17 protein-coding genes are annotated in these 25,843 nt (G+C 72.2%); 15 read left to right on the plus strand and 2 right to left on the minus strand.

What is annotated here, in order from left to right; genetic code table 11:
* The first annotated feature begins 245 nt into the window (after nucleotides 1–245).
* From OIB37_RS30100 to OIB37_RS30120, 5 genes are all read left to right on the plus strand, one after another.
* Nucleotides 246–836: a hypothetical protein gene (locus tag OIB37_RS30100; RefSeq protein WP_330460759.1), complete on the plus strand. Its 591-nt coding sequence runs from the start codon at nucleotides 246–248 to the stop codon at nucleotides 834–836.
* 651 nt (nucleotides 837–1,487) lie between these two features.
* Nucleotides 1,488–2,507: a nucleotidyl transferase AbiEii/AbiGii toxin family protein gene (locus OIB37_RS30105; RefSeq protein WP_330460760.1), complete on the plus strand. Its 1,020-nt coding sequence runs from the start codon at nucleotides 1,488–1,490 to the stop codon at nucleotides 2,505–2,507.
* A 114-nt stretch (nucleotides 2,508–2,621) separates the two neighbouring features.
* Nucleotides 2,622–4,058: a nucleotidyl transferase AbiEii/AbiGii toxin family protein gene (locus OIB37_RS30110; RefSeq protein WP_330460761.1), complete on the plus strand. Its 1,437-nt coding sequence runs from the start codon at nucleotides 2,622–2,624 to the stop codon at nucleotides 4,056–4,058.
* Nucleotides 4,059–4,463: 405 nt separating this feature from the next.
* Entirely contained in the window at nucleotides 4,464–6,593 is a 2,130-nt protein-coding gene (fusA, locus tag OIB37_RS30115; RefSeq protein WP_330460762.1) for an elongation factor G, read from the plus strand.
* Between the two features lie 315 nt (nucleotides 6,594–6,908).
* Nucleotides 6,909–7,325, plus strand: coding sequence for a hypothetical protein (locus OIB37_RS30120; protein ID WP_330460763.1), 417 nt, complete (start codon nucleotides 6,909–6,911; stop codon nucleotides 7,323–7,325).
* A gap of 156 nt (nucleotides 7,326–7,481) precedes the next feature.
* Here OIB37_RS30120 and OIB37_RS30125 read toward each other — a convergent pair whose 3' ends face one another.
* Nucleotides 7,482–14,255, minus strand: coding sequence for a DUF3320 domain-containing protein (locus tag OIB37_RS30125; protein WP_330460764.1), 6,774 nt, complete (start codon nucleotides 14,253–14,255; stop codon nucleotides 7,482–7,484).
* 605 nt (nucleotides 14,256–14,860) lie between these two features.
* On the opposite strand from OIB37_RS30125, the gene OIB37_RS30130 reads away from it, so the two are divergent.
* The 7 genes from OIB37_RS30130 (at nucleotide 14,861) to OIB37_RS30160 (ending at nucleotide 21,791) form a co-directional block, all read left to right on the plus strand.
* On the plus strand, nucleotides 14,861–16,177 hold the full coding sequence (locus OIB37_RS30130; protein WP_330460765.1) for an ABC transporter substrate-binding protein: 1,317 nt from the start codon (nucleotides 14,861–14,863) through the stop codon (nucleotides 16,175–16,177).
* 5 nt (nucleotides 16,178–16,182) lie between these two features.
* Entirely contained in the window at nucleotides 16,183–17,175 is a 993-nt protein-coding gene (locus tag OIB37_RS30135) for a carbohydrate ABC transporter permease (protein WP_330460766.1), read from the plus strand.
* Between the two features lie 22 nt (nucleotides 17,176–17,197).
* Nucleotides 17,198–18,037, plus strand: coding sequence for a carbohydrate ABC transporter permease (locus OIB37_RS30140; RefSeq protein WP_330462018.1), 840 nt, complete (start codon nucleotides 17,198–17,200; stop codon nucleotides 18,035–18,037).
* A gap of 29 nt (nucleotides 18,038–18,066) precedes the next feature.
* Nucleotides 18,067–19,431, plus strand: coding sequence for a GH1 family beta-glucosidase (locus OIB37_RS30145; protein WP_330460767.1), 1,365 nt, complete (start codon nucleotides 18,067–18,069; stop codon nucleotides 19,429–19,431).
* 274 nt (nucleotides 19,432–19,705) lie between these two features.
* A complete protein-coding gene (locus tag OIB37_RS30150) occupies nucleotides 19,706–20,245 on the plus strand; it encodes a hypothetical protein (protein ID WP_330460768.1) in 540 nt (179 codons plus the stop codon).
* A 96-nt stretch (nucleotides 20,246–20,341) separates the two neighbouring features.
* Nucleotides 20,342–20,989 (plus strand): hypothetical protein, encoded by a 648-nt coding sequence (locus OIB37_RS30155; protein ID WP_330460769.1) that lies wholly within the window; start codon nucleotides 20,342–20,344, stop codon nucleotides 20,987–20,989.
* Between the two features lie 40 nt (nucleotides 20,990–21,029).
* The gene (locus OIB37_RS30160; RefSeq protein WP_330460770.1) at nucleotides 21,030–21,791 is read left to right on the plus strand and encodes a YcnI family protein; all 762 of its coding nucleotides are present in this window, start codon (nucleotides 21,030–21,032) and stop codon (nucleotides 21,789–21,791) included.
* Nucleotides 21,792–22,256: 465 nt separating this feature from the next.
* Here the strand turns inward: OIB37_RS30160 and OIB37_RS30165 are convergent, their stop codons facing one another.
* Nucleotides 22,257–23,048, minus strand: coding sequence for a CDP-alcohol phosphatidyltransferase family protein (locus tag OIB37_RS30165; RefSeq protein ID WP_330460771.1), 792 nt, complete (start codon nucleotides 23,046–23,048; stop codon nucleotides 22,257–22,259).
* Between the two features lie 107 nt (nucleotides 23,049–23,155).
* Between OIB37_RS30165 and OIB37_RS30170 the strand changes: the two genes are divergently transcribed.
* The 3 genes from OIB37_RS30170 (at nucleotide 23,156) to OIB37_RS30180 (ending at nucleotide 25,830) form a co-directional block, all read left to right on the plus strand.
* Nucleotides 23,156–24,139: a zinc-dependent alcohol dehydrogenase gene (locus OIB37_RS30170; protein WP_330460772.1), complete on the plus strand. Its 984-nt coding sequence runs from the start codon at nucleotides 23,156–23,158 to the stop codon at nucleotides 24,137–24,139.
* Nucleotides 24,140–24,253: 114 nt separating this feature from the next.
* On the plus strand, nucleotides 24,254–24,652 hold the full coding sequence (locus OIB37_RS30175; protein ID WP_330460773.1) for a 6-pyruvoyl trahydropterin synthase family protein: 399 nt from the start codon (nucleotides 24,254–24,256) through the stop codon (nucleotides 24,650–24,652).
* Nucleotides 24,649–25,830, plus strand: coding sequence for a glycosyltransferase family 4 protein (locus OIB37_RS30180; protein ID WP_330460774.1), 1,182 nt, complete (start codon nucleotides 24,649–24,651; stop codon nucleotides 25,828–25,830). The genes OIB37_RS30175 and OIB37_RS30180 overlap by 4 nt, the downstream gene beginning before the upstream one ends.
* The last annotated feature ends 13 nt before the right edge of the window (nucleotides 25,831–25,843 follow it).

Here is a 25,843-nt window from a genome sequence, read left to right on the forward strand (position 1 = left end):
GCGGACGTCAACAACCTACAGCACCCGTCAAATCTGTCAACGCGATTGACAGTGCTTTCAGGCGTGCGCTTTCATATTCGAGCTTCCACAGGGAAGCATTCGCCAGGTGGCTGACTACAAGATCCGCAGTCCCTGAGCGGGGTCACGCCGCAACGCGACCTTGCGTCCGCGTCGACACCTTGCGTCCGCGATGCCGACCTACTGCGCACGCCCTTCACCGCACACCGAGGAAACGGAGTACTCCCATGTCCTTCCAGCACCCCGCCCCTCAGCCCGCCCCTCACTCCGGACCGGTCCCGCAGGGCCCCTACGGCGTCGGCATGCCCGCCGGGCCCGGAGGCGCCACCCCCGGCCCCAAGAGCGGCAAGCGGTGGCTGAAGTACGGAGCGGTCTCCCTGGTGTCCCTCTTCATCGGCGTCGGTATCGGCTCGAGTGACGGCTCGGCGGATCCGGGCAAGGGCGCCTCCACCACGAAGGCCGCGCCCCGGCCCGCGGTCACCGTCACCAAGACCGCCGAAGCCCATGCCCCCCAGCCCGCGCCCACCGTCACCGAGACGGTCACCGCCAAGCCGAAGAAGACCCGCAAGCCCGGCCCGGCGACCAGCTTCTCGGGCGAGGGCGAGTACCTCGTCGGCGAGGACATCAAGGCCGGCACCTACAAGACGAGCGGCCCGGCCGACGAGTTCGGCTGCTACTGGGAGCGCGCCAAGGACGCCAGCGGGGAGTTCGGATCCATCATCGCCAACAACAACCTGGAAGGACCGGGGCGCGTGACCCTCAACAACGGGGAGTACTTCAAGACCAACCGGTGCGAGGAGTGGAAGCGGGTCGGGTGAGCTAGGGGGTGTCGTTTGGGTCAGGTCGGATCAGGCCGCGGCGTCCGGTGCGGTGCCTCGCAAGGCGGAGGATCTGCCGCGTACTGGACGTACTCGGCTGATCCGACAACGCGGCGAGGTGCCGTGCCGGGCGTCGCGGACCCGAGCTGATCCAAACGACACCCCCTAGGGGGTCTGCCGGCTGGTGACGCGGCTCGTCGACGGAGCGCGACCTTCGACAACGGCAGCGACGGCGGCGATGACGGGCGCCCTCTCGCGCCGGCAACTGCGCCGGCCACCGCACCGCCGCGCTCGGGCTTGTCGGCAGCCCACACCGATGGCCTGGCGAGGATGCTGACTCCGGATGCGTGAAGGTGCTCTGGGAGGTCGACGCGAGCCTCACCAGGACAAGTGACGCTCTGGGCAACTTCGCCTGTGCGTCACCCGAACTCCTAAGGCGCCCCCGTTGTCAGTGGCGAGCGTTACGGTCGGTCGCGTGATCACACAGCGAGGCGAGGGTGATGGGGAGCCGGTGGTGCGGTTCACGGGAGAGTTCGACATCCATTCCGTGCCGACATCCGCAAGGACGTCTGTGCCGGGTTGCGTGCCGGGCTCCCTGCTTGGATCCGTGTCGGGATCCGTGTGACCGGCTCGGTGCCACCCACGCGGGACATGCCGCCGTCGGACGGCGGTGAGGCGGTCCGCCGACCGGCCGCCTGCGGCCATCGGGCGGCCCGGCGCGCGGCCCTGGACCACGTGCTCCGTCTCGTCGCGGACGCTCCCTGGAGCGGGGGCCTGGTCCTGCGCGGAAGCATGGCGATGCAGGCCTGGGTGGGCGGCGCGGCCCGGGAACCCGCCGATCTCGACTGGGTGGTTCTGGAGGGCGCCGTCGCGGCCGACCCGCTGGACCCGTTTCCGTACGTCGACCGGGTCGAGGCGGTGCAGCAGTGGCCCGAGGCGGCCGCCGGCGCGGCGCGGTACGAGATGTGGACGTACGAGGAGTTCGACACCGCCGGGCAGAGACCCGTACTGCCGCCGGAAGGCCTGCACTGGATGGGAGAAGAGGACCTCGCGGAGACCTGCCCCCCGTACCGGGATCTGCTTGAGCGGGTGGCCCGGTCACCGCAGGTCGCCCCGGGACTGACCCTCGACCCGGAGGCCGCGCGCGAGGACGGCACATGGACCTACACCGAGTACGACACTCCAGGCGTGCGTCTGCTCGTCCCCTGGCACGCGGACGGCCTGGGGCCGGGCGAGGTCCAGTTGGACTTCGCGCGGGACGAAGCGCTCCCCGAGTCCCCGGTGTGGACCCCGATACCCCAGGGTGCGGGCGGCGGGCCTACCCCCGTACGAACTGTCAGCCGGGACGTCGCCCTGGCGTGGAAGCTGCTGTGGCTGCACATCGACAGCCGGGACGGCGGCCGCGCGCGGGGCAAGGACCTGTACGACGCGGCACTCCTCGCCGGGGCGGCGGGTGCGCGCCTACCGGCACACCTGCTGCGGAGGGTCTTCCGGCGGGCGGGGTACAGCCTGGCGGCCGCTCTCCGCCCTGGCGCGCTGGTTCGGTGGGACGTGGATTGGGACGGGTTCCAGGCGGAGCACCCGTGGGTCCCGGGCACGGCGGAGGAGTGGCTGCGGCGGCTCGACCGGGCCTTGGCCCCGGTGATCCCCCAGGGCCCTTCTCCGGCGTAACTCGCTGCCCGTAGGCGGGGGAGGCTTGCGATGATCGGGCAGGGGAGGTTCCCCCGGGGGTGGTCGGTCGCGGGTGGTGACCGAGAACGGGACTGGCGGGGAGGCAGGTTCGTGGTGACAGGTGACGGAGACAACAGAGATGACGCGGACAGCGCGGGCAGCGCAGGCAGCGCGGACAGCGCGGACAACGAGAGCAGGGGAGGGGGCAGGCGGCCGGTGACCGGGTCCTGGGAGGGGTTCGGGTGGCGCGACGACACCGTTCCTCAGGCTCCGCTGGACGACAGCACACGGTCTCGGCTCGATCTGCCCTCGACGCTGCGGCCGGTGGCGGACGCGCGTGCCGTGCAGCGTTCCGTCTTCGAGCCGGCGCTCAAGCAGTACGGCAACGCCTACCGGGCCGCCGACCCCCGATTCGCCGACCGGCAGGTCGAACAGGCATGGCGGGAGGCCCGTCGTACCGCACTCGACCTGGTCCTCGCGGCGGTCGCCGACTCGGTCTGGGGGGACTCGCTCGTGCTGCGCGGCAGCGTGCTGCTCCGGGCCTGGTTCGGGGGTGCGGCGCGGGAACCGGGGGACCTGGACTTCGTCGTGACGCCGGCCTCGTGGCGGATCGAGGAGGCGCGCACATCGGCCATGCTGGACGGCATCGCCGAGGCCGCGGAGGCCGCCGCCCGCCGCGCCGGCACCGCCGTACGGATCGATGCCGCCGGCGCGGTCAGCGACGAGATCTGGACGTACGACCGGGTTCCCGGACGCCGTCTGGTCCTGCCCTGGACCGCCGAGGGGCTGCCCGGCGGAACCGTGCAACTGGACTTCGTCTTCAACGAGTCCCTGCCCGCCGCCCCCGAGGCGACCCCGCTGCCCGCCATGACGGGCGACACGCGGATACTCCTCAACGCGGCCACGGCCGAGCTGTCACTGGCCTGGAAGATCATGTGGTTGTGGACGGACACCCATCCCCAGGGCAAGGATCTCTACGACGCCGTCCTGCTCGCCGAGTACACACCCCTGCGTTACGAGCTGTTGCGGCAGGTCTTCCTGCTCGCGGAACCCTCCGACGCATGCCGTCCGGTGGGGCTCGACGAGATCGCCTCGCTCGCGCAGACCGTCGAGTGGAACCACTTCATCGCCGAGTACCCGGATGTCACGGGAAACGAGGCCGACTTCGCCGGCCGTCTGAGCGCGGCCCTCGCACCGACCTTCCGTACGGCCCTGTCCGACGCGGGAGAAGACGGCGAGTACGCGCGCACGGTGTGGTGGCTGGAGCCCCGGATCCGTGCCTACCGGGAAGTGCTCCACCGCAAGAGCCTGCGTACCGCGCAGAAGCAGATGCATGCGGACGGCCTGCCCGCCTTCGCGGCCGTCGTCATCACGCGCGAGCTGCTCGGGTCCGGTCACCACAGCCTGCAGGACGCACGGGACGCCCTGTTCGACGCCCCTGCCTGGCGGCGAGTGGCCGACGTCTACGGGCGTTGCAGAAGGTGGCTCGACGACGAACTCGCACGGCTCGAGGACACGGACGCGGCACGGTCGGTCCCGGACGCCGACTGACTCCGTCGCTCCTGTGAGAGGGAGGGAAGCCGGGGAGAAAACCAGTGGGCACCGCCTCGCCCCGGTTTCTACACTCACCTTGGATCACGCGCCGTACGGATGCCTCGGCGGCGCGCTTCCGTACCGCTGACACCGACCACCGAGGGGAGCCCGGCCGTGCGTGACCGTACCGCAGTCGTCGTTCCCCCCTCGCGGTCCGAGGTGATTCTGGTGTCCTCGGCCGTCCGGTGCCCGCTGCGCGGCCGGCACCGGATGCCCGCGACGAGTCTCTGACACGTGTGGCCCTCATGTCCTGCCCGTCGGCAGGGCCTTGGGGCTGCCGTTCCGCGGGCCTGATCGGGCCCACCGCCCCTCGTCCGGGAATCGCGCCGCCCCTTCTCCTGCTCCGCAGAAAGGCCACGGGCCGTGCGTACCGACCTCATCACCCTCAACAGCCTCGCCACCATCCGCAACCTCGGCATCCTCGCTCACGTCGACGCCGGGAAGACCACTGTCACCGAGCGGATCCTGTATGCCACCGGTACCACCCACAAACGCGGAGAGGTGCACGACGGCACCACCGTCACCGACTTCGACCCGCAGGAACGCGACCGGGGGATCACCATCTTCGCCGCGGCCGTCAGCTGCGCCTGGGACGGGCACCGGATCAACCTGATCGACACCCCCGGGCACGTGGACTTCGCGGACGAGGTCGAACGCTCGCTCAGGGTCCTCGACGGGGCCGTCGCCGTCTTCGACGCCGTCGCCGGGGTCGAGCCGCAGAGCGAGGCGGTGTGGCGGCAGGCGGACCGGCACCGGGTGCCCCGGATCGCCTTCGTCAACAAGATGGACCGCGCGGGCGCCGACCTCGACGCCGCCGTCGCCTCCATCCGGGAGCGGCTGCATCCGGCGCCGCTCGTCGTCCAGTTGCCGATCGGCGCCGAGGAGGACTTCACCGGTGTCGTGGACCTGGTGCGCATGCGGGCGGTGGTGTGGGACGGCGACGGGGGCGTACCCGGTGCGCCTGGCGTCGTCGCCGTACCTGCCGAGGGGCCGGTGCCGGACGAGCTGCGTGACGAGGCGCTGCGCCGGCGCCGGCTCCTGGAGGAGGCGGTGGCGGAACTGCACCCGGCCGCGCTGGAGGAGTTCTGCGACCGGGAGACGCTCTCCGCGTCCACCCTCGCCGGCGCCCTGCGCGACCTCACCCGGGCCGGAACTGGTGTCGTCGTCCTGTGCGGATCCGCGTACCGCAACCGGGGCGTCGAGCCGCTCCTGGACGCGGTGGTGGCCTACCTGCCGTCGCCGTTGGACGTGCCCGCCGTACGCGGTGTCCACGAGGACACCGAACAGCGGCGGGCGGCCGACCCCCGAGCGCCGTTCGCGGCACTCGCGTTCAAGGTGAACGCGGGCGGCACGGGACGGCTGACCTATGTGCGCGTGTACTCGGGCACGATCGAGAAGGGAGACACCGTGCGTGACACGCGCAGCGGACGCACCGAGCGCGTGGCGCGGATCCTGCGGGTCATGGCCGACCGGCACGCCCAGCTGGACCGGGCGGCCGCCGGGGACATCGTCGCGCTCGTGGGCCTGAAGTCGGCGCGCGCCGGTTCGACGCTGTGCGATCCCGCCGCCCCGCTGCTGCTGGAACCGCCCGTGGTCGCCGAGCCCGTGGTGTCCGTGGCCGTCGAGGCACGTCGCGCCACCGACACCGGCCGGTTGGCGACGGCTCTGGCCCGGCTGGTGGAGGAGGACCCGTCGCTGGTGGTGCGTACCGACGAGGAGACCGGTCAGACGGTGCTGTCCGGGATGGGTGAACTGCACCTGGAGGTGGCGGTGGAGAAGATCCGGCGAGAGGGGGGACTGGAGGTCGGCGTGGGCCGTCCGGGGGTCGCGTACCGGGAGACCGTGCTGCGTGGCGTGCGCGGGCTGGTCCACCGGCACGTCAAACAGGACGGCGGAGCAGGGCAGTTCGCCCACATCGTCCTGGACGTGGAGCCGCTCGGCGATGAGCCCGGCGCAACTGGCTTCGCCTTCCGGTCTGTTGTCGTCGGCGGACGCGTACCGCAGGAGTACGTGCGCGCCGTCGAGGCCGGCTGCCGGGACGCGCTGGCCGAGGGGCCGCTCGGCGGGCACCCGGTGACCGGGCTGCGCGTCACGCTGACCGACGGCTCCACCCACGTGAAGGACTCCTCCGACACGGCGTTCCGCACCGCCGGCCGGTTCGGACTCCGCGAGGCCCTGCGCGCCTGCGCGACGGCCCTGCTGGAGCCGGTCGCCGAGGTCACGGTCACCGTGCCCGAGGACGCGGTCGGCGGCGTGCTCGGCGACCTGGCCGCCCGGCTCGGCCGCGTCACCGGCTCCGAGAGCCGCGGCGGTTCGGCGGTGGTCACCGCCACCGTGCCGCTGGCCGAACTGTTCGGCTACGCGACCCGTCTGCGCAGCCGCACACAGGGCCGGGGCACCTTCACGGCCCGGCCCGCCGGCTACGCGGTGGCACCGCCTTCGGCCGCGGCGTCGGCCGACGCGGGGGCTTCCGGGGCGGGGGTGCGGCGGTGACGCTCCGGTGATGGTGCCGGTTCGGTGACGGTCCCGGTTCGGTGATGGTGCCGGTCCGGTGAGCGCGGCCGACCGTCCTCGGCTCGCGCCGGCCACGGACCGGCGGGCCGGCGGGCCGGCGGGCCGGGACCGGGGCTGTGGCCGGGACCGCGGCCCCGGCCCCGGTCCCGGCCACAGCAAGGGCGAACCGGCGAGTGTCCCGCACGGGCATCCACCGGTTCGCCCCTGCGTAGGCTGTGCCCGGCGTGCCTGCCGACCAGGTGTCGTCACCGCTTCCAAGAGTGCGACCACGTCGCGGAGTTCAGGAGTTCCCACGTGTCACCCCGCTTCGAGACCGCCCGTTTCCACGTCGAGTCCGGGCCTGCTTCGCTGTTCACCCGGGTCCGTCACGTCCTGCGGGAGCCCGCGCTCCTCAAGGCACACGGATCGCATGTCGCCGAGCGGCTGCGGAGAAGGGGCGCGCCCACCGGTGAACTGACCCGGTTCGATCCGGAGTGCTGGTCCCTGGTCTCCGCGGAGGTGCGCACCGACACCGGCAAGTGGGTGAAGTCGACCTGGCGGGTGCGTGCCGAAGGTCGCGACTGGTGGGTGGTGGTGGGGCTGGGCAACGCCCTTGTCACCGTCATCGACGTCGACCCCCGGCGCCGTGGGCGGGGTGACGGGATCGTCACCGGCGGACCGCTGTACACACATGTCGAGGCCGTCAACGCGGAACTCATGAGCGCCGGATGACAGAAGAAGGGCGGGAGCGGGTGAGCGTGCCGGCGCACTCCACCCCCTCCCGCAGTGCGGAGTGAGCGTGCCGACGCGCTCCCCCTCCCGCAGTGCGCCGGGGCGTCGGGACGGGAATCCCGGCCCGACGCCCGCGTCGCCTCCGCCCGTTGCCGGTCAGCCGCCGGCGGCGGGACCCTCCAGGGGCACCAGCCCCGACGGCCCCTCCTCGACCGCGTTCCTCGCGAGGAGCGCCTCGATGTCCGCGCCGAAGGCGGACCGGATGTCGGCCCCCAGTCGCAGCCAGCCGAAGAACCGGGCGGTCTCCCTGGCGAGTTCCTCACGGGTCAGCCCGGGAGACTCGGAGAGGACGCCCAGCAGGGCGACCTGCCGCTCGGCCGGGGGAACGTGCGAGACCTTCTTGCGGTCGAAGTCCGCGCTCGGCGTACGGGCCGCGGTCACCGCACGGTCCGGCAGGTCCCACGCCGTTCCCGCCCGCGAGGCCCGCTTCCTGTTCCCCAGGCGCTGCAACGCCTTGCGGACACTGGCCTGGACGATCTGCCCGGCACGGTCCAGGTCCCAGGCCTCCCGCATCCGGCCGATCAGGACGTCCTCCTCGACGGGCCCCTCGACCTCGATGATCTGCCGGGCCACCTCGGCCACCAGACCGAGCGCCTCGGGCTCGCGCAGATCGATGCCGCCCAAACCGGTCCGATGGCCCAGGGAACGCCGCAGCTCGTACAGTTCCTCGCGGCGCATCGCACGGTAGGGCATGCTCCACTCCGAGCGGTCCGACTCCTCGACGGGAACGATCTCGACCTCGGCGGTCACCGGCTCGGACACCGGCGAGAGGGCCGCCTTCGCGGCCGGCGCGTGCGGATCGACGGCGCACGCGGCCTCGACCGCCTCGCGCAGCCGTCGCTGCGCGTCCCGGCGGTTGCGGTACCAGTCGGTGCCCCAGATCCGGTGCAGGTTCCAACCCAGACCGCGCAGGATCTCCTCCCGCAGCCGGTCACGGTCGCGGGCCGCGCGCGAGGAGTGGTACATCGCCCCGTCGCACTCGATGCCGAGCGCGTACGAGCCGGGGGCCCCGGGGTGCCGGACCGCCATGTCGATCCGGAAGCCGGCGACGCCCACCTGGGGCTGTACGTCGTAGCCCCAGCCGCGCAGGGTGTCGAGCACGTCCTCCTCGAACGGACTCTCCGGAGCGGCGTCCGCGTCGGGTGCCGCCGTGGCCAGGACCGCGGGTCCCTGCTCGGCGTACTGCAGATAGCGCTTCAGGTGCTGGACGCTCTTGTTCGCGCTGTCCGGGAGTTCCGAGCCGTGGAAGGAGGCCACGACCTCCATGCGGTGCCGCGCGCGCGTCACGGCGACGTTCAGCCGCCGCCAGCCGCCCTCGCGGTTGACCGGACCGAACTGGGCGCGCAGCTTGCCCTCCGCGTCGCGGCCGTAGCCCACCGACAGGATGATCACGTCGCGTTCGTCGCCCTGCACCGTCTCCAGGTTCTTCACGAAGAACCCGCCGAGACGGTCCTCCGTGAAGTACTCGTCGAGGTCGGGACGGCCCTTGCGGGCCCGCGCGACCGCGTCCTCGACGGCCTCGGCCTGCGCCTTGGAGAGCGTGACGATGCCCAGCGTCAGATGGGGCCTGGTCGAGAAGTGATGGATGACCCGCTCGGCGACCACCGCGGCCTCGCGGACGTTGTCACGCCGGTTGCTGCGGTCGTACACGCCGTCGGCCTTGTAGAAGGCGACGCCCACGTCGTGCCCGGCGGTGACCGCGCCCGGGAACACGACCATGGAGTCGTCGTAGAACTCGTGGTTGCTGAAGGCGATCAGGTTCTCGTGCCGGCTCCGGTAGTGCCAGCGCAGCGACAGTTCGCGCAGGACGCCACTGGCCTTGCACGCGTCCAGGATGGACTCGAAGGAGTCGGGCGCCTCCTCGTCCCACTCGTCGTCATCGTCGGAGTCGCCGCCGGTGCTGAAGAACGACGTGGGCGGAAGCTGCCGCGGGTCGCCCGCCACGATCAGGGCGTCGCCGCGGTAGACGGCGTTGACGGCGTCCTGCGGCAGGACCTGTGACGCCTCGTCGAAGATCACCACGTCGAAGCGGAAGTCCGGGGGCAGGTACTGGCTGACGGTCAGCGGGCTCATCATGAAGCACGGCTTGAGCCGCTGGACCACGTCCCGTGTCTCGTCCAGCAACCGCCGTACGGGCTTGTGCCGGCGCTGCAGCTTGGCCTGCCGGCTCAGGACCGCGGCCTGACCCGTCGTCGCCCGGCGGGGACGGCGCGCGTTGCACGCGGCGATCACCGTGGCGTGGGCGGCCTGGACCAGGCCCTGGTCCAGGCGCCGGTAGCGCTCCACCAGTTGGTCCCGGTCGGTGGCCCGAACGGTCGCGAGCCGGCTGTCGGCCGACAGCTGATGCTCCACCCACGCCCGCAGCACGGTGCGCTCCACGGCCACCGGAAACAGGGACGACGGTACGTCGCGGTCCGCCAGCTGGGCCGGCAACTCCTCGAGGCCGTAACGGCTGAGCACCTCGCGGGCCTCGGCGGAACGGATCCAGGCGTCGGGGCCGTAGGGATCGTCGGACATCCGGTCCAGGAGCGCCTGGGCGGAGGGGAACCCGGTCTCCAGCTCGGCGCGGATCTCCGCCGCCCGGCCGGGTTCGAAGCGGCCGGTGAGCACCTCGGTGCGCTCCAGCCAGTCGCGGTGGCGGCGTTCCACCGACGAGTCGGGTTCGGCGCGCAGCAGCAGGCGGGCGGCCTCGGCTGCCAGGGGAGCGGCCGCGCCGGTGCCGGACGCGGTGCGCCTGGCGGCGAGGACCCAGTCCAGCGCGCCCAGGACCGTCTCGCGGGAGGTACGGATCCCCTCGTACAGATCGCCGAGCAGGAGGCGGTGCTCGGCCTCGGCCTTCAGGAGGTCCTCCTCGGCGGCGCGTGCCGCCACCACCGCCGCCACCGAGGCCCGGGCGGAGCCCAGGGACAGCCGGGCCGGGCTCCCTTCCGGCAGACCGGCGGCACGAGCCACCGAGTGGATCAGGGAAGCCGCCTCGTCCAGGGGGTCGAGGTGGGCGCGCAGCCAGGCCATGCCCGCGGGCAGGGAGCGGGCCCGCAGGCCGGGGGCGGCGGGGGCGAGGGCCGGGGCCTCGGTGAACGCCTGCCAGTCGGCGCACTCCGCGCGCAGGCGCGCGGCCGACTCCAGCAGGCCCGGAACGACGGGCCGGCCGGCGCACAGGGCGCCGACGAGGCCGCCGCGCACGGCCGGTTCCGTCAAGGTGGGTCCGGCCAGCCGGTGCGCGTCGGACGCGGCGGTCAGCGCCGTCGCCAGGGCGGCGGTGCGGGGCCGGCCGCCGGGGGCGTACGCGCCCAGGAGGTCCACCGCCGCGGACGCTGCGGAATCCGCGGGCCGTGCCTCTGTGCCGCCGTCGGCCGCAGGCAGCCGTACGGCCCGGCGCAGCAGTTCCTCCGCCGCGGCGGTGCCGTCGTCGCCGGTGGCCGGCCGGTCCGCCAGGCGCGTGTCCAGGCCCTCGTACCAGGAGCCCAGCAGTTCCCGGTCGTGGGTCTCCTCGGCGGCGAAAGCCGTGCTCTCCCGCTGCGCCGCGTGCGCCGCGACGACCGCGGCGCGCGCCGAGGCGAGGGTGTGCCCCGCCTCCTGACCGAACTCCCGTCCCCCGACGGACCGTACGACGTCGACGTACCGTACGGCGTCCCGCAGGACCGGCACGTGCGCGCGCAGCCACGCGGCGGCGGCCGCCGGCCCGAGACGGCTCAGGGCCGCCGTGTCGCACTCACGCAGGCGCCGCTCCTGGAGCGCCGACGTCCAGGTGGCGAGATCGCTCCGGAGCCGGCTGCCCAGCAGGGGGAGGGCGGCGTCGGGCGTGCGGCCATAGGCGAGTTGGGCGGCCAGACGACGGCGCCGGTCCGGGTCGGCGACCACGGCCGGGGCGAGCCGATGGGCGTCCTGGGCCTGACGCAGCGCGCCGTCCAGCGCGTCGAGGTCGGGCAGGCCGTCGACGGCGTGAGCGCCGAGCAGTTCCGCGTGCCCGATGACCGCGGTCCGCACGGCTTCGTACGCCTGCCACCAGGCGGCCGCCTTGGGGAGTTCCGCCTGCAGACCGCTGCTCCAGGAGCCGTTGGCGCTGACCGCGCCCACGAGCTTGCGGTCGGCCCGGACCTGGGAGGACAGCCCGGCGGCGAAGCGGCGGCCGTTCTCCGAGAGGCGGTGTACGGCCTCGGGCAGGCCCGCGGTGTGCGGAGTGTCGGGTCCGAACAGGCTCCGCGCCTCCCGCCGGGCCCTGTCGAGGGCGTCCATGAGGCCGCGCAGTTCGTCCACGGCGCGGGTGGCCCGCGGCAGTACAGCGGGGTCGAACCAGGCCTCGGGCGCCCGGTGTTCCCCGGACGCCAACACGGACAGGTCCGCGACCGCCTGTGCCGCGGACGCGGTGTCCGACAGCTCGTGGCCGAGCAGTCCGGCCGCCTCCGTCATGCGGTCGGCGGTGCCGGACAGCATGACGGCGAGGCGGTCCCAGTGGGAGGCGAGCGAATCGGCCTCCTCCCGGGCCAGGACGGTCAGTTCGGCGCCGGGCGGCTCAAGAGTGCCGAGCGACACCTCCGCGGCCTCCGGCTCCTCGGGGAGGTCGGACGGGATGTCCGCCCATCCCGGCCCGGCGTGCTCCCGCGCGGTCGTCCGCGCCGCGACCGTACGGTCACGGCGGACCACGAACGCTCCCAGCGAGGCGGTCACGAGCTCGGTGGCCGCCCGCTCCGCGGCCGCGAGACCCTCCGGGGTGAGCCAGGCCTCCAGCGGGCGGTGCGGGACCCCGGACAGGTCCGCCAGCTCGCACAGGGCCGTCGCCTCGGCGAGAGAGCCGGGTTCGCCGACGCCCAGCAGCCGGGTGACGTCGCGGGCCGAGGCGATGGCGCCGCCCAGCAGATCCACGGCACCTCGGACGTCACGGGCGAGGTCCTGGGCCCGCTCCTCGGTCAGCCCGCTCAGATCCAGACCCCGCGGTTCGAGGGAGGACAGCGCCAGCTCGGCGGCGGGCGGTCCGGAGCGAAGCCGGGGAGACACCTCTTGCCAGCGGTCGCCGACCAGATCCCGCGCGGAGTGTTCGGCGTTGCGGACGTGGCGCAGCGCGTCGAGGAAGGCCTCGACCGGATCGGTCACGGTATGCGCGACGTCGGCATCGGTGAGCCACCACTCGGGAACCGGCTGCCGTTCACCGAGCAGGGCGAGAAGCAGGATCAGCCGGTCGACCTGGTCCGGCGTGGCGAACGGCGCGCCGTCACCGTTGAGCGCCTCGTAGCCGTGCAGGGCGGACAGGAGCCCGCTCAGGGCCGTGCGCGCCTCCTCCAGCGCGGGACCGGGATGGGACTGGCCGGGGCGCAGGCCGCGCCACGGAAAGCCCGGGTCGGCCACGGCCTGCCAGGAGTCCGCGACGGCGTCGGCGGCGCCGAGAACGCGTTCCAGGTCGGCGGTGGAGAGGGAAGCGGCGTCGAAGCTGCGGGAACCGCCGTCGTCCGAGGCGGAGAGATAGGCGACCGGAGCGTCGTCGAGCCGGCCCACCTGGCCGATGACGTCGTGCAGCGTGCGGCCCAGCGGGGATCGGGTCTCGTTCATCGCGGCGGCGTAGGCGGACAGCGCCTCGCGGTCGAGCCGTGCCTGGGCCCGTTCCTGGGCGGCCAGTTCGGCGGCCTGGGGCTGCTCGGACAGAGCCCGGCCGAGTTCCTGTGCCACGGCCTTGCGGCTGGTGTTGCGGCTGTGCAGGGCGAAGGCGTACGAGTCCAGCCCCACCGATTTCAGACGCTGGAGAACGACGTCGAGCGCCGCCGCCTTTTCGCTGACGAACAGCACGCTGCGGCCGGCGTGCATCAGCCCGGCGATGATGTTGGTGATGGTCTGGCTCTTGCCCGTCCCCGGAGGTCCGTCGAGCACGAAGGACCTGCCCGCCACGGCGGCCGCGACGGCCTGCCGCTGGGAGGTGTCCGCGTCCAGGACCAGCGGGGCGTCCTCCGGGGGTGCCAGCTCGTCGACGCGTTCCGCCGGCACCTCCTCGAAGTCGAAGCGGTCCGAGGCGAGCGCTTCGCCGGGGCCGACCGCCACCGCGCGCACCAGGTCGCTCGCCAGGAGCCGGTCCTCGTTCTCGAGCAGGTCCCGGTACATCGACTCCTTGTGGGAGGCGAAGAGCGCCATGACGGCCCGCTCCTCCACCTCCCACTGCGACTTGCCGGACACTGCCTTGCGTACGGCCTCGATCACCGCGGTCACGTCACGGCAGTCGGCCTCGGCGACGGGGCCCCAGTCGATGCCGAACTGCTCCAGCTTGATGGGCAGCGCCGGATTGAGCTGCGGGTCCTCGTCCTCGTAGGCCTTGAGCAGCACCTGCCCGGTGGGTGTGCGCACCAGTTCCACCGGAAAGAGGATCAGCGGTGCCTGGCTGCCGGTGGCGGCGCCGTCCTCACGCCAGTGCAGGATGCCGACACCCAGGTGCAGGGTCCACAGACCGTAGTCGTTGAACACCTGCGTGGCCTTGGAACGCAGCGAGCGCAACGCCCTCTGCAGGGCCGGGGACGTGGTCTTCTGCGTGACGACGTCGTGCTCACCGGGAGGCGGGAGTTCGCCGTGCTCCTCGTGCTCCTCGCGTTCCTCGGCCTCCCTGCCTTCTGCGTCTTCCGCGTTCTCTGCGTCTTCCGCGTCCTCTGCGTTCTCCGCGGGCAGTTCGTCCGGGAGCGCGGCGAACGGCAGCGCGCGGCTCTCCTCCAGCAGACGCACCAGGGCAGCCGGCTCGGGGGCCGACACCTCCAGTGTCGAGGTGCGGGTGTGCCGGAAGTTCAGCAGCCGGTTGCGTCCGCTGAGGTCCACGAGTGACGTTCGCCAGCTCGCGAGGACCGTCTTGAGACGTTCCAGGTCGCCGTCGCCCCCGAATGCACCCGGATTGGTCGTCACAGTTGCCCCTGCTCTCACGTTGCGCCACTCAGGCCCAGGGAGGGGAAGCACGGACTTCTCCCAGAGGGTCACGGCCGCGCGGGCAGGCCCGGCGCTCTCCGATTGATTCCCTCTGTGCGGCATGTTCGCCTTGTCGCACTCGCCCCCCGTGGACGGACGGATTCTATGGTGACGGTGTGAAAATCAGAAGTGGACCTTGTGAGTACCGGCCTTCGGGTGCCTGAGAGGGCCATCGCGAGTGCGGGCCCGCGAGTGTGAGGGCCCCTCAGGCGGGGGCGCTCTTCCGGGGGTGGCCCGCTGGGGTCGGTCTGCCGGGGCCGGTCACCGGCGGGCCTTCAGGGATCGGTGTTCCGCGTTCACGAAGTGAACGGCGTGGGGCGGGAAAGTGCTCTGAAGAGCACTCTTGCGCAACCCTTCGCCTCGGTCGAGTCGAGCATGGTCGGCGACTGTCGATCGGCCCCTGCCGCATCCCTTGACGGGTCTTCGTCCAAGGGTTTAACTCACGTCCTAAATTAAGCCATGAGGGGATTGGGGAGCCGAACGGAGTGCCGGCACCCGACACCACCCCCCTGGTTCTCGACTCCCGGAAAGGGACACCAGGAGCCATGCGCAGCATCCGAGCCGCGGCCGTAGGTGCCGTCACCATGTCTCTCGCCCTCGCGGCCACGGCCTGCGGTGGGGGTTCGTCCAGTGGCGGGGGGTCCAACGCCTCGCCGAAGACGCTGACTTACTGGGCTTCCAACCAGGGCGCCAGCGTCGCCGTCGACAAGCAGGTCCTGCAGCCCGAACTGGACAAGTTCGAGAAGCAGACGGGTATCAAGGTGAAGCTGGAGGTCGTGCCCTGGTCCGATCTGCTCAACCGGATCCTGACCGCGACCACTTCGGGACAGGGGCCGGACGCGCTGAACATCGGCAACACCTGGAGCGCCTCCCTGCAGGCGACCGGGGCACTGCTGCCCTGGGACGCCAAGAACTTCGGGAAGATAGGCGGCCGCGACCGGTTCGTCGACTCCGCGCTCGGATCCACCGGGGTCGAGGGCAAGGACCCGGCCGCGGTGCCGCTGTACTCGATGGCGTACGCGCTCTACTACAACAAGAAGATCTTCGCCGACGCCGGCATCACCAAACCCCCGGCCACCTGGGACGAGTTGGTCGCCGACGGCAAGAAGATCAAGGCGAAGGGCAAGTCCCCGCTCGGCGCGGAGGGGGCGAACCTCTCGGAGAACATCCACCACGTCTTCGTCTTCGCCAAGCAGCACGGCGCCGACTTCTTCACCGCCGACGGCAAGCCGGACTTCACCAACCCCAAGGTGGTCGAGGCGGTCCAGCAGTACGTCGGCCTGATGGCGAAGGACAAGGTCATCCCGGTCGGTGACGCCGAGTACGCGCAGAACCAGTCCGTCAGCGACTTCGCCAAGGGCAACCAGGCCATGCTGCTGTGGCAGTCCGCCGCCGCCAACCTCAAGTCCCAGGGGATGAGCGAGGACGCGTACGGCATCGCGCCCGTGCCCGTGGGCTCCGGCACGCCCGGCACCGGAACCCAGGTCAACTCGATGGTCGCCGGCATCAACCTCGCCGTCTTCCGCAACAGCCACAACCTCGACGGCGCCACGAAATTCGTGAAGTTCATGACCAGCGACGCCGAACAGAAGATCCTCAACAAGGCCTACAGCTCCATCCCGCCCGTCAAGTCCGCCCAGGAGGACCCGGCGTTCACCGCACCCGCCAACGCGGTACTGAAGAGCACCCTCGCCACCAGTGCCGCCGCGCTGCCGCAGGTCGCCTCGGAGTCGCAGTTCGAGACGGCGGTCGGCACGGCCGTCAAGGACCTGTTCGCCGACGCCGCCGCCGGACGCGCGGTCACCACCGACTCCGTCAAGGCCAAGCTGGAGAAGGCCCAGCAGCAGATGCCGGCGGCCTGAACGCGATGACGACCACCACCACCGCTCTCGACGAGCCGGTGCGCACAGCCTCCCCCGGTGCGGCGCGCGGCCCGCGCCGCACCGGGCGGATCCAACGCGTCGGGCTGCCGTACCTGCTGCTCCTGCCCGCCCTGCTCCTCGAACTCCTCGTCCACCTCGTGCCGATGGTCATCGGCATCGTGATGAGCTTCAAGGAACTCACCCAGTTCTACATCCGCGACTGGGGCAGCGCCCCGTGGTCGGGCCTCGGCAACTACCGGATGACGGTGGACTTCGACGCGCCCGTCGGCGAGGCGCTGCTGCACTCGTTCCTCGTCACCGTCGGCTTCACCCTCCTGTCGGTCGCCCTGTGCTGGCTGATCGGCACCGCCGCCGCGGTCTGCATGCAGGACACCTTCCGCGGGCGCGGCCTGCTGCGCGCACTGTTCCTGGTGCCGTACGCGCTGCCCGTCTACGCGGCCGTCATCACCTGGGTGTTCATGTTCCAGCACGACAACGGCCTGGTGAACCACGTCCTGCACGACCAGCTGCACCTCACCGGCAAGCCGTCCTTCTGGCTGATCGGCGACAACAGCTTCTACGCCCTGCTGACCGTGTCGGTCTGGAAGGGCTGGCCGTTCGCCTTCCTCATCGTGATGGCCGGCCTGCAGAACATCCCGCGCGAACTGTACGAGGCGGCCGCCCTGGACGGCGCCGGGATGTGGCAGCAGATCCGGCGCATCACGCTGCCGTCGCTGCGCCCGGTCAACCAGGTGCTGATCCTGGTGCTGTTCCTGTGGACGTTCAACGACTTCAACACGCCGTTCGTCCTGTTCGGCAGGGCCGCACCCGAGGCCGCCGACCTCATCTCCGTGCACATCTACCAAGCGTCCTTCGTCACCTGGAACTTCGGCACCGGCTCCGCCATGTCCGTGCTGCTGCTGCTCTTCCTGCTGGCCGTCACGGGCGTCTACCTGCTGCTCACCTCGCGCCGCGGAAGGAGGGCGGCGGATGCGTGACACGCCGGCCTGCAACTCGCCCATGGCGCCGCCCCGTTCGTTCCTGTGGACCCGGCGGGTCTTCCTCACCCTGCTCGCCGGCTTCGTCCTGCTGCCGGTGTACGTGATGGTCTCCAGCTCGCTCAAGCCCCTCGCCGACGTCACGGGCAAGTTCCGCTGGCTGCCCAGCGAGCTGACCTTCCGCCCCTACATCGACATCTGGTCGACCGTCCCGCTCGCCAAGTACTTCGCCAACTCGCTGATCGTCTCGGGCGCGGCCACCGTCTGCTCGGTCGTCATCGCCGTCTTCGCCGCCTACGCCGTCAGCCGCTACGACTTCCGCGGCAAGCGCGTCTTCACGGTCACCGTCCTGTCGACCCAGATGTTCCCGGGCATCCTCTTCCTCCTCCCGCTCTTCCTCCTCTACGTCAACATCGGCAACGCCACCGGCATCGCCCTGTTCGGCTCGCGCGGCGGGCTGATCCTGACGTACCTCACCTTCTCGCTGCCGTTCTCCATCTGGATGCTGATCGGCTACTTCGACTCGGTGCCCCGCGACCTCGACGAGGCGGCGCTGGTGGACGGCTGCGGCCCGCTCGGCGCGCTGCTCAGGATCGTCGTTCCGGCCGCGATCCCCGGCATCGTCGCGGTCGCCGTGTACGCCTTCATGACCGCCTGGGGCGAGGTCCTCTTCGCCTCCGTCATGACCAACGACACCACCCGCACCCTCGCCGTCGGCCTCCAGGGCTACTCCACCCTCAACGACGTCTACTGGAACCAGATCATGGCGGCCTCACTGGTCGTCAGCGTGCCCGTGGTCGCCGGGTTCCTGCTGCTCCAGCGCTATCTCGTCGCCGGTCTGACGGCGGGCGCCGTCAAGTGACCCACACCCCCCGCTCCGAAGGGACTTCCGTGTCCGAACCCATCGACCTCGCCGCACTCCCGCACGACTTCCTGTGGGGCACGGCCACATCGGCGTACCAGATCGAGGGAGCCGTGGCCGAGGACGGCCGTTCGCCGTCGATCTGGGACACCTTCTCGCACACCCCCGGAAGGATCGACAACGACGATCACGGCGACGTCGCCTGCGACCACTACCACCGCTGGCCCGAGGACATCGGCCTGATGCGCCGACTGGGCGTCAACGCCTACCGGTTGTCCGTTGCCTGGCCGCGGGTGATGCCCGAGGGCAACGGTCCCGTCAACGCCAAGGGCCTCGCGTTCTACGACCGGTTGACGGACGCCCTGCTGGACGCGGGCATCACCCCCTCCGTCACCCTCTACCACTGGGACCTGCCCCAGGTGCTCCAGGACCGCGGCGGCTGGCCCGAACGCGAGACCGCGGAACGCTTCGCCGCGTACGCCTCGGTCGTCGCCGAACGCCTCGGCGACCGCGTCAAGCACTGGGCCACGCTCAACGAGCCCTCCTGCTCCGCCTGGATCGGCCACCTCGAGGGCAGGATGGCCCCCGGCCTGACCGACCTCACCGCCGCCGTGCGCGCCTCCTACCACCTGCTCCTCGGCCACGGCCTCGCCACCCAGGCGATCCGCGTCGCGGCGCCCGGCGCCCGGATCGGCATCGTCAACAACCTCTCCACCGTGCACCCCGCCACCGACCGCCCCGAGGACGTGGCGGCCGCCCGCCGCCACGACGGCCACGTCAACCGCTGGTGGCTCGACCCGGTGCACGGTCGCGGCTTCCCCGCCGACATGGTGGAGACGTACGGCGTCGAACTGCCCGAGAAACCGGGTGACTTGGACACCATCGCGGCCCCGCTGGACTGGCTGGGCCTGAACTACTACTTCCCGGCGTACGTCACCGACGACCCCGAAGGACCCGCCCCGCACGTCCGCTCCGTACGCCGTGAGGACGTGCCGCGCACCGGCATGGACTGGGAGATCGACGCCGGCGGGATCGAGGCCCTGCTGCTGCGGCTCACCGACGAGTACGCCGCGCGCAAGATCTACGTCACCGAGAACGGCTCCGCCTACCCGGACCTGGTCACCCCCGACGGCACGATCGACGACCCCGAGCGCCAGGACTACCTGGAGCGCCACCTCGCCGCCTGCGCCTCCGCGGCCCGCAAGGGCGCCCCGCTGGCCGGCTACTTCGCCTGGTCCCTCCTCGACAACTTCGAGTGGGCCTACGGCTACACCAAGCGCTTCGGCCTCGTCCACGTCGACTACGGCACCCAGGCACGCACCATCAAGGGCAGCGGACACCGGTACGCGGACATCGTCCGCAGGCACCGGAACCAGGGACGCCGGGCCGCCTGAGCCCGGCCCGGACGGCCGGCGGGCGGGGGCGGGGGAGCCCACGCCCGCCGGTCCGGGGGCGCCCATGCCCGCCGGTCCGGGGGCGCCCATGCCCGCCGGTCCGGGGGGCGCCCACGCCTGCCGGTCCGAGGCCGTCGGGGGTCTGCCGTCACCTCGCACCCGTGCGGTCACGCGTTCGGGTGACAATTGCCGATGTGGGGACATGACCGGATCGCGGCTCGTTCGGATCAGTGACGACGCACGACCGGATCAGAGATCATCCACGGGGGCACTCATGGGTCTGTCCTTCCACCGGAATCCCGACGGCACGACCACGGGTCGCAACGACAGCAGCGGCTTCACCGTCACGAACGCCGACCCGGAGGAGGTGAAGCGGCGTGTCTACGAGGACGCCGGGTGGGAGTACCACCCCCCACCGCCTCCCGTACCTCCAGGGCATCACCGGTTCACGCTGGTCGATGACGCGTTCGACGCCGCCGACTGTGATGACCCTCGCTATGCGAGCCTTCAGGAGAATCCTCCCGAGGGATGCAGGCCGGCCACGTGGGGGCGCTTCGCGCTGAAATGCGAGCGGCCCGGCGCCACGCTCCTCGACGCGGTGGCGGACACCGTCGCCGAGATCCGGCGCGAGCACGGGGTGGTCATGAACAGCCTCGGTGTCGAGAAGCCCGGCGAGTGGTCCGGGGAGGGGCGAGACGGCTACCAGGGGGAGATCGTGGCTCACCTGCTGCTGGCGGCGGTATACCGAGCCCGGCTTGTGGGCTGTGGCCGCCGTCCCCTGGTGCGGCTGCTCGACGCGACGGGCATCCAGTGACGGGCGGCGAGTCCCGGCAGCGAGCGACGGGCGCCGAGCGGTGAACACGAGGACCGTCCCCACGCGTATGCACCGTGCGTGGGAGGATCGGCCGTCATGAGCGCATCGCCGGCAGTCCGGGGCCTGCGGGCCGCGGTGTTCGCCGCGGTGTGCGTGCTGCTCGCGGCCGCGGGGCACGGGCTCGCCATGGGCGTCATGCCGCGGCCGGGTGTCGACGGCGTCGCGTTCCTGGCCGTGTTCGGGCTGGGCTGGCTCCTGGGCGGCCGGGAGCGGTCGCTGCCCGGGATCGGCGCGGTGATGCTCGCGACCCAGGGCGCTCTGCACGCCGCCTTCGACGCGGCCCGGCCCGGCGCACCTCACGCGCCCGTGCGCATGAACACCATGCGGATGGCTGACACGCACGGCCACGTCATGCACGGCCATGCCATGGACGCCATGCACGTCACGCCCGCCGGCACCGCCCATGTGCACGCCCTCGCCGCGCACGCCACGGTCGCCCACCTTCTCGCCGCTCTCATAGCCTCCTGGTGGCTGCGGCGCGGGGAGGCCGCGCTGTGGGGGCTGCTGCGCCGGGCCGGTGCGCTCCTGCCGGGACTCGCCGCGTGGTGGGGGGACGTGCCGCTCCCCGTCTCCCGGCCCGCCCCGCTCCGCTTCCCGGCCGATGCCGACCTGCCCCGCCGGCTTCCGCTGCGGCACGGGGTGAGCCGCCGCGGACCTCCGGCACCGATCCCGTACTCGGCCTGACCACCCCTCACTCTTCACTCGTACGGAGATCCACCCACCCATGTCCACGACATACACGCGCAAGCACACCCGCACGCACAGCCGCGCCCGCACCACCCTGCGCCGCGCCGCGACCCTCACCGCCGTGACCGCCGCCGGGCTCCTCGCCGCGGCCGGTGCCGCCTCGGCGCACGTCACCGTCCACCCGGAGAGCTACGCCAAGGGAGCCACCGACGGCGTCCTCACCTTCCGGGTCCCCAACGAGGAGGACACCGCCAGCACCGGCAAGGTGCAGGTCTTCCTGCCCACCGACCACCCGGTGCTCGGGGTGCTGGTCCACCCGCGGGACGGCTGGAAGGCCAAGGTGACCACCACCAAGCTCAAGACGCCGGTGAAGACCGACGACGGCACCATCACCGAGGCGGTGTCCGAGATCACCTGGACCGGCGGGAAGATCGGCGCGGGGCAGTACGAGGACTTCGACGTCGCCTTCGGACAACTGCCCGAGGACACCGGACAGCTGACGTTCAAGACGCTGCAGACCTACTCCGACGGCAAGGTCGTCCGCTGGATCGAGGAGCCCGCCGCCGGCGACGACGAGCCGGAGAACCCCGCACCGCTGCTGAAGCTCACGGCGGGCGACGGCGACGCCGCCCCGGCGGCGTCGAAGAACGGCTCGGACAGCGCGCCCAAGACCGCCGCGGCGAGCGGCGCGAGCGACTCGACAGCGCGCGGGATCGGCATCGCCGGGCTGGTCGTCGGGGCGCTGGGACTCGCGGCGGCCGCCTTCGCGATCGTACGGAGCCGGTCCGCGCGGCCGTAGCGGACGCGGACGGCCGCGATCCGGGACGCAGCCGCGACACGGTCGTGAGTGGGGATGCGCCCGCGACATGGTGGTGAGTCGGGACGTACCCGAGACACGGCCGCGAGCTGGGTCGCCCCCGAGACACGGCCGCGAGTGGGGACGTACACGAGACCCGGTGGTGAGCCGGGACGTACCCGAGACACGGCCGCGAGCTGGGTCGCACCCGAGACACGGCCGCGAGTGGGGACGTACACGAGACCCGGTGGTGAGCCGGGACGTACCCGAGACACGGCCACGAGTAGGGGACGTACCCGAGACATGGCCACGAGCTGGGTCGCCCCCGAGACACGGCCGCGAGTCGGGGCGTACCCGCGACACAGCGGTGAGCCGGCGCGCACCCGCGACATGGTCGTGAGCCCCGGCACATGAGAAGGTCCCGGACCGGTTTCCGGTCCGGGACCCGCGGCCCCTGGTGTCCTGCGCTCAGCGCGTGGCCAGCTCCAGTTCGAGATCCAGCTCCAGCTCCAGCATCCGTGGCTCGGCGGCCGGTTCCTCCGCCACGGCCGGCCGGGAGTTGCGCCACAGCCACAGCACATCCCGGCCGAACGACCACACCAGCGAGCCCAGGGACAGAAGGACGACCGCGAGGTCGGCCGCCTCCGGCAGCAGTTCCGCGCCGGCCACGAGGAGACAGATGCCCTGGAGGGCGGCGACCGTCTTGCGGGCGAAGGAGGGAGGCAGGGGGGCGTTCAGCCAGGGGGCGACGCGGGCGGCCGCGACGAAGACGTAGCGCATGGCGCCGATCAGCAGGACCCACGGGCCCAGCCTCATGGAGACGTACACGCTGAGCACGAGGATCAGGAACGCGTCGACCTCCATGTCGAACCGGGCACCGAGCGGGCTGGAAGTGCCGGTGCGGCGGGCGACCTTGCCGTCGACGCCGTCCAGGATGAGGGCGACGGCCGTCAGGCCGACCAGCAGGGTGACCGGGGGCGAGCTCTCGAAGGAGTCCGCGACCAGCGCCGTCACTCCACCGACCAGCGTGGCCCGGCCGAGCGTGACCCGGTTGGCGGGACCGAAGGAGCGGAGCGCGGAGCGGTGCAGGGCGCGGGCCAGGACCGCCCAGGTGGCGAACGCGAAGGCGAGCCCGGTCAGCCAGCCGGCGGGACCCATGCCGATGGCCGTGCCGAGCAGGGCCAGCAGCAGGATCTGTATCCCCGCCCCCACAGCGGTCTCCTGCTGGAGCCTTGCGTCATACGTGTTGTTCAGGGCCACCGCACATCCTCCGGCCGAGTGACAGAGTCGATCAACGCCGCGTACTGTGCGCGGCCTGTGCACTTCTCGGTACGTGAACAAGTTCCCGATCGTTCAGGAGGATGCCGATGAACCCTTCGGCGCGCGCGTTCTGGCTGCGCTCACCCGGCCACGGTGAGCTGCGCGACGTCACCCTCGCGGAGCCGGCCGAGGGCGAGGTGCTGGTGCGCGCCCTGTACTCCGGAGTCAGCCGCGGCACCGAGACGCTGGTGTTCCGCGGCGGCGTCCCGGCCGGCCAACACGGCGTGATGCGGGCGCCGTTCCAGGAGGGCGACTTCCCGGCGCCGGTGAAGTACGGCTACCTCAGCGTCGGAGTGGTGGAGGAGGGGCCGGATGCGCTGATCGGCCGTACGGTCTTCTGCCTGTATCCGCACCAGAGCCGTTACGTCGTTCCGGTGAGCGCCGTGACCGTCGTACCCGAGCGGGTTCCGGCCGCGCGGGCCGTGCTCGCCGGGACCGTCGAGACCGCCGTGAACGCCCTGTGGGACGCGTCCCCTCAAATCGGCGACCGCATCGCGGTGATCGGCGGCGGCATGGTCGGCTGCTCGGTGGCGGCACTGCTCGCCCGCTTCCCCGGCATACGGTTGCAACTGGTCGACGCCGACCCGGCCCGGGCGAAGACCGCCGAGGCCCTCGGCGTCGACTTCGCGGCCCCCGACGACGCCCTCGGCGACTGCGACCTCGTCATCCACGCCAGCGCCAGCGAACAGGGCCTCACCCGCGCCCTGGAACTCCTCGCGCCCGAGGGCACGGTCGTCGAACTGAGCTGGTACGGCGACCGGAGCGTCACCCTGCCGCTCGGTGAGGCCTTCCACTCGCGCCGGCTCACCGTGCGCAGCAGCCAGGTCGGCACCGTCTCCCCGGCCGCCCGCGCCGGCCGCGGTTACGCCGAACGGATGGCTCTCGCCCTGGACCTGCTCGCCGACCCGGCACTGGACGCGCTCATCACGGGAGAGAGCGACTTCGAGGAACTGCCCGAGGCCATGCCACGTCTCGCCGCGGGCGAGATCCCGGCGCTGTGTCACCGCATCAGGTACGGCGACCCGGCCTGACCTGAGAAAAGAGTGAGGAAGAGCTGAACGCGGGGAAGCGAAGAGCCGTACTACCCGGCAACCCCCGTCATGAACCGAGGGGCATCAGACGCGCCGCACCTGGAGGGTCGTCCGTTGTTCAGCATCACCGTCCGCGATCACATCATGATCGCCCACAGCTTCCGCGGCGACGTGTTCGGGCCCGCGCAGCGCCTGCACGGCGCCACCTTCCTGGTGGACGCCACGTTCCGCCGCGAGGCGCTGGACGAGGACAACATCGTCGTCGACATCGGTCTGGCCACGAAGGAACTGGGCGCCATCACCGGCGAGCTGAACTACCGCAACCTCGACGACGAGCCGGAGTTCGCCGGGATCAACACCTCCACCGAGTTCCTGGCCAAGGTCATCGCCGACCGCCTCGCCGAGCGCGTCCACAAGGGCGCCCTGGGCGAGGGCGCTCGCGGCCTTTCGGGGATCTCGGTGACGCTCCACGAGTCGCACGTCGCGTGGGCGAGTTACGAGCGTGGCCTGTGAGCGATCTGACCGTCGAGAGGGCCCCGCTGGCCGGCATGCCCACGCGGGCCTCCGTCTCCGAGAACGTCGGGATCATCCCCATGTCCCTGCGCACCGTGCACTTCGTCATGCCGGGCGGTGTCGACGACCCGGCCGCGCCCAGCGGCGGCAACGCCTACGACCGCCGGGTCTGTCTGGACCTGCCCGGGTTCGGCTGGCAGGTCGTCCGGCACGCCGCGCCCGGCAGCTGGCCGAGCCCCGGCACCGCCGACCGCGACGGTCTCGCCCGCGCACTGCGGGAACTGCCCGACGACACGGTGGTCCTGCTGGACGGGCTGGTCGCCTGCGGAGTGCCCGAGGTCGTCGTCCCCGAGGCCGAGCGACTGCGGCTCGCGGTGCTGGTGCACCTGCCGCTCGGCGACGAGACCGGCCTCGACCCGGCCCTGGCCGCCGACCTCGACACCCGCGAGCGGTCCGTGCTGCGGGCGGTGCCCGCGGTCGTCGCCACCAGCGACTGGGCCGTCCGCCGCCTCGTCTCCCACCACGGCCTCGCCCCCGAACGCGTGCACCTGGCCACCCCCGGCGCCGACATCGCGCCGCCGGCGCCCGGCACCGACGGCGTATCCCACCTGCTGTGCGTCGCCGCGGTCACCCCGCGCAAGGGCCAGCACCGGCTGGTGGAGGCCCTCGCCGCGGTACGGGACCTGCCGTGGACCTGTGACCTGGTCGGCGGCCTCGGCCACGACCCGGAGTACGTCACCCACCTGCGTTCCCTGATCGAGCGGTACGGCCTCGCCGACCGGCTCCGGCTCACCGGCCCCCGCTCCGGCGCCGCCCTCGACGCCAGCTACGCCGCCGCCGACCTGATGGTCCTCACCTCCTACGCCGAGACCTACGGCATGGCGGTCACCGAGGCCCTCGCCCGCGGCATCCCCGTCCTGGCGACCGACGTGGGCGGTCTGCCCGAGGCGGTCGGCCGCGCCCCCGACGGCGGCGTGCCCGGCATCCTCGTCCCGCCGGAGGACCCCGCCGCGCTCGCCGCCGAACTGCGCGGCTGGTTCGGCGAGGCCGACGTGCGCCGCCGGCTGAAGGCCGCCGCCCGCGGCCGCCGCGCCGCACTCGGCGGCTGGCCGACGACCGCCCGCAGCCTGGCCGGGGTCCTGGGCCGGCTCCCCGGCACCCCGAGGAGGGCGGCATGAGCGACACGCACAC

The organism is Streptomyces sp. NBC_00820, from assembly GCF_036347055.1.
Lineage (GTDB): Bacteria > Actinomycetota > Actinomycetes > Streptomycetales > Streptomycetaceae > Streptomyces.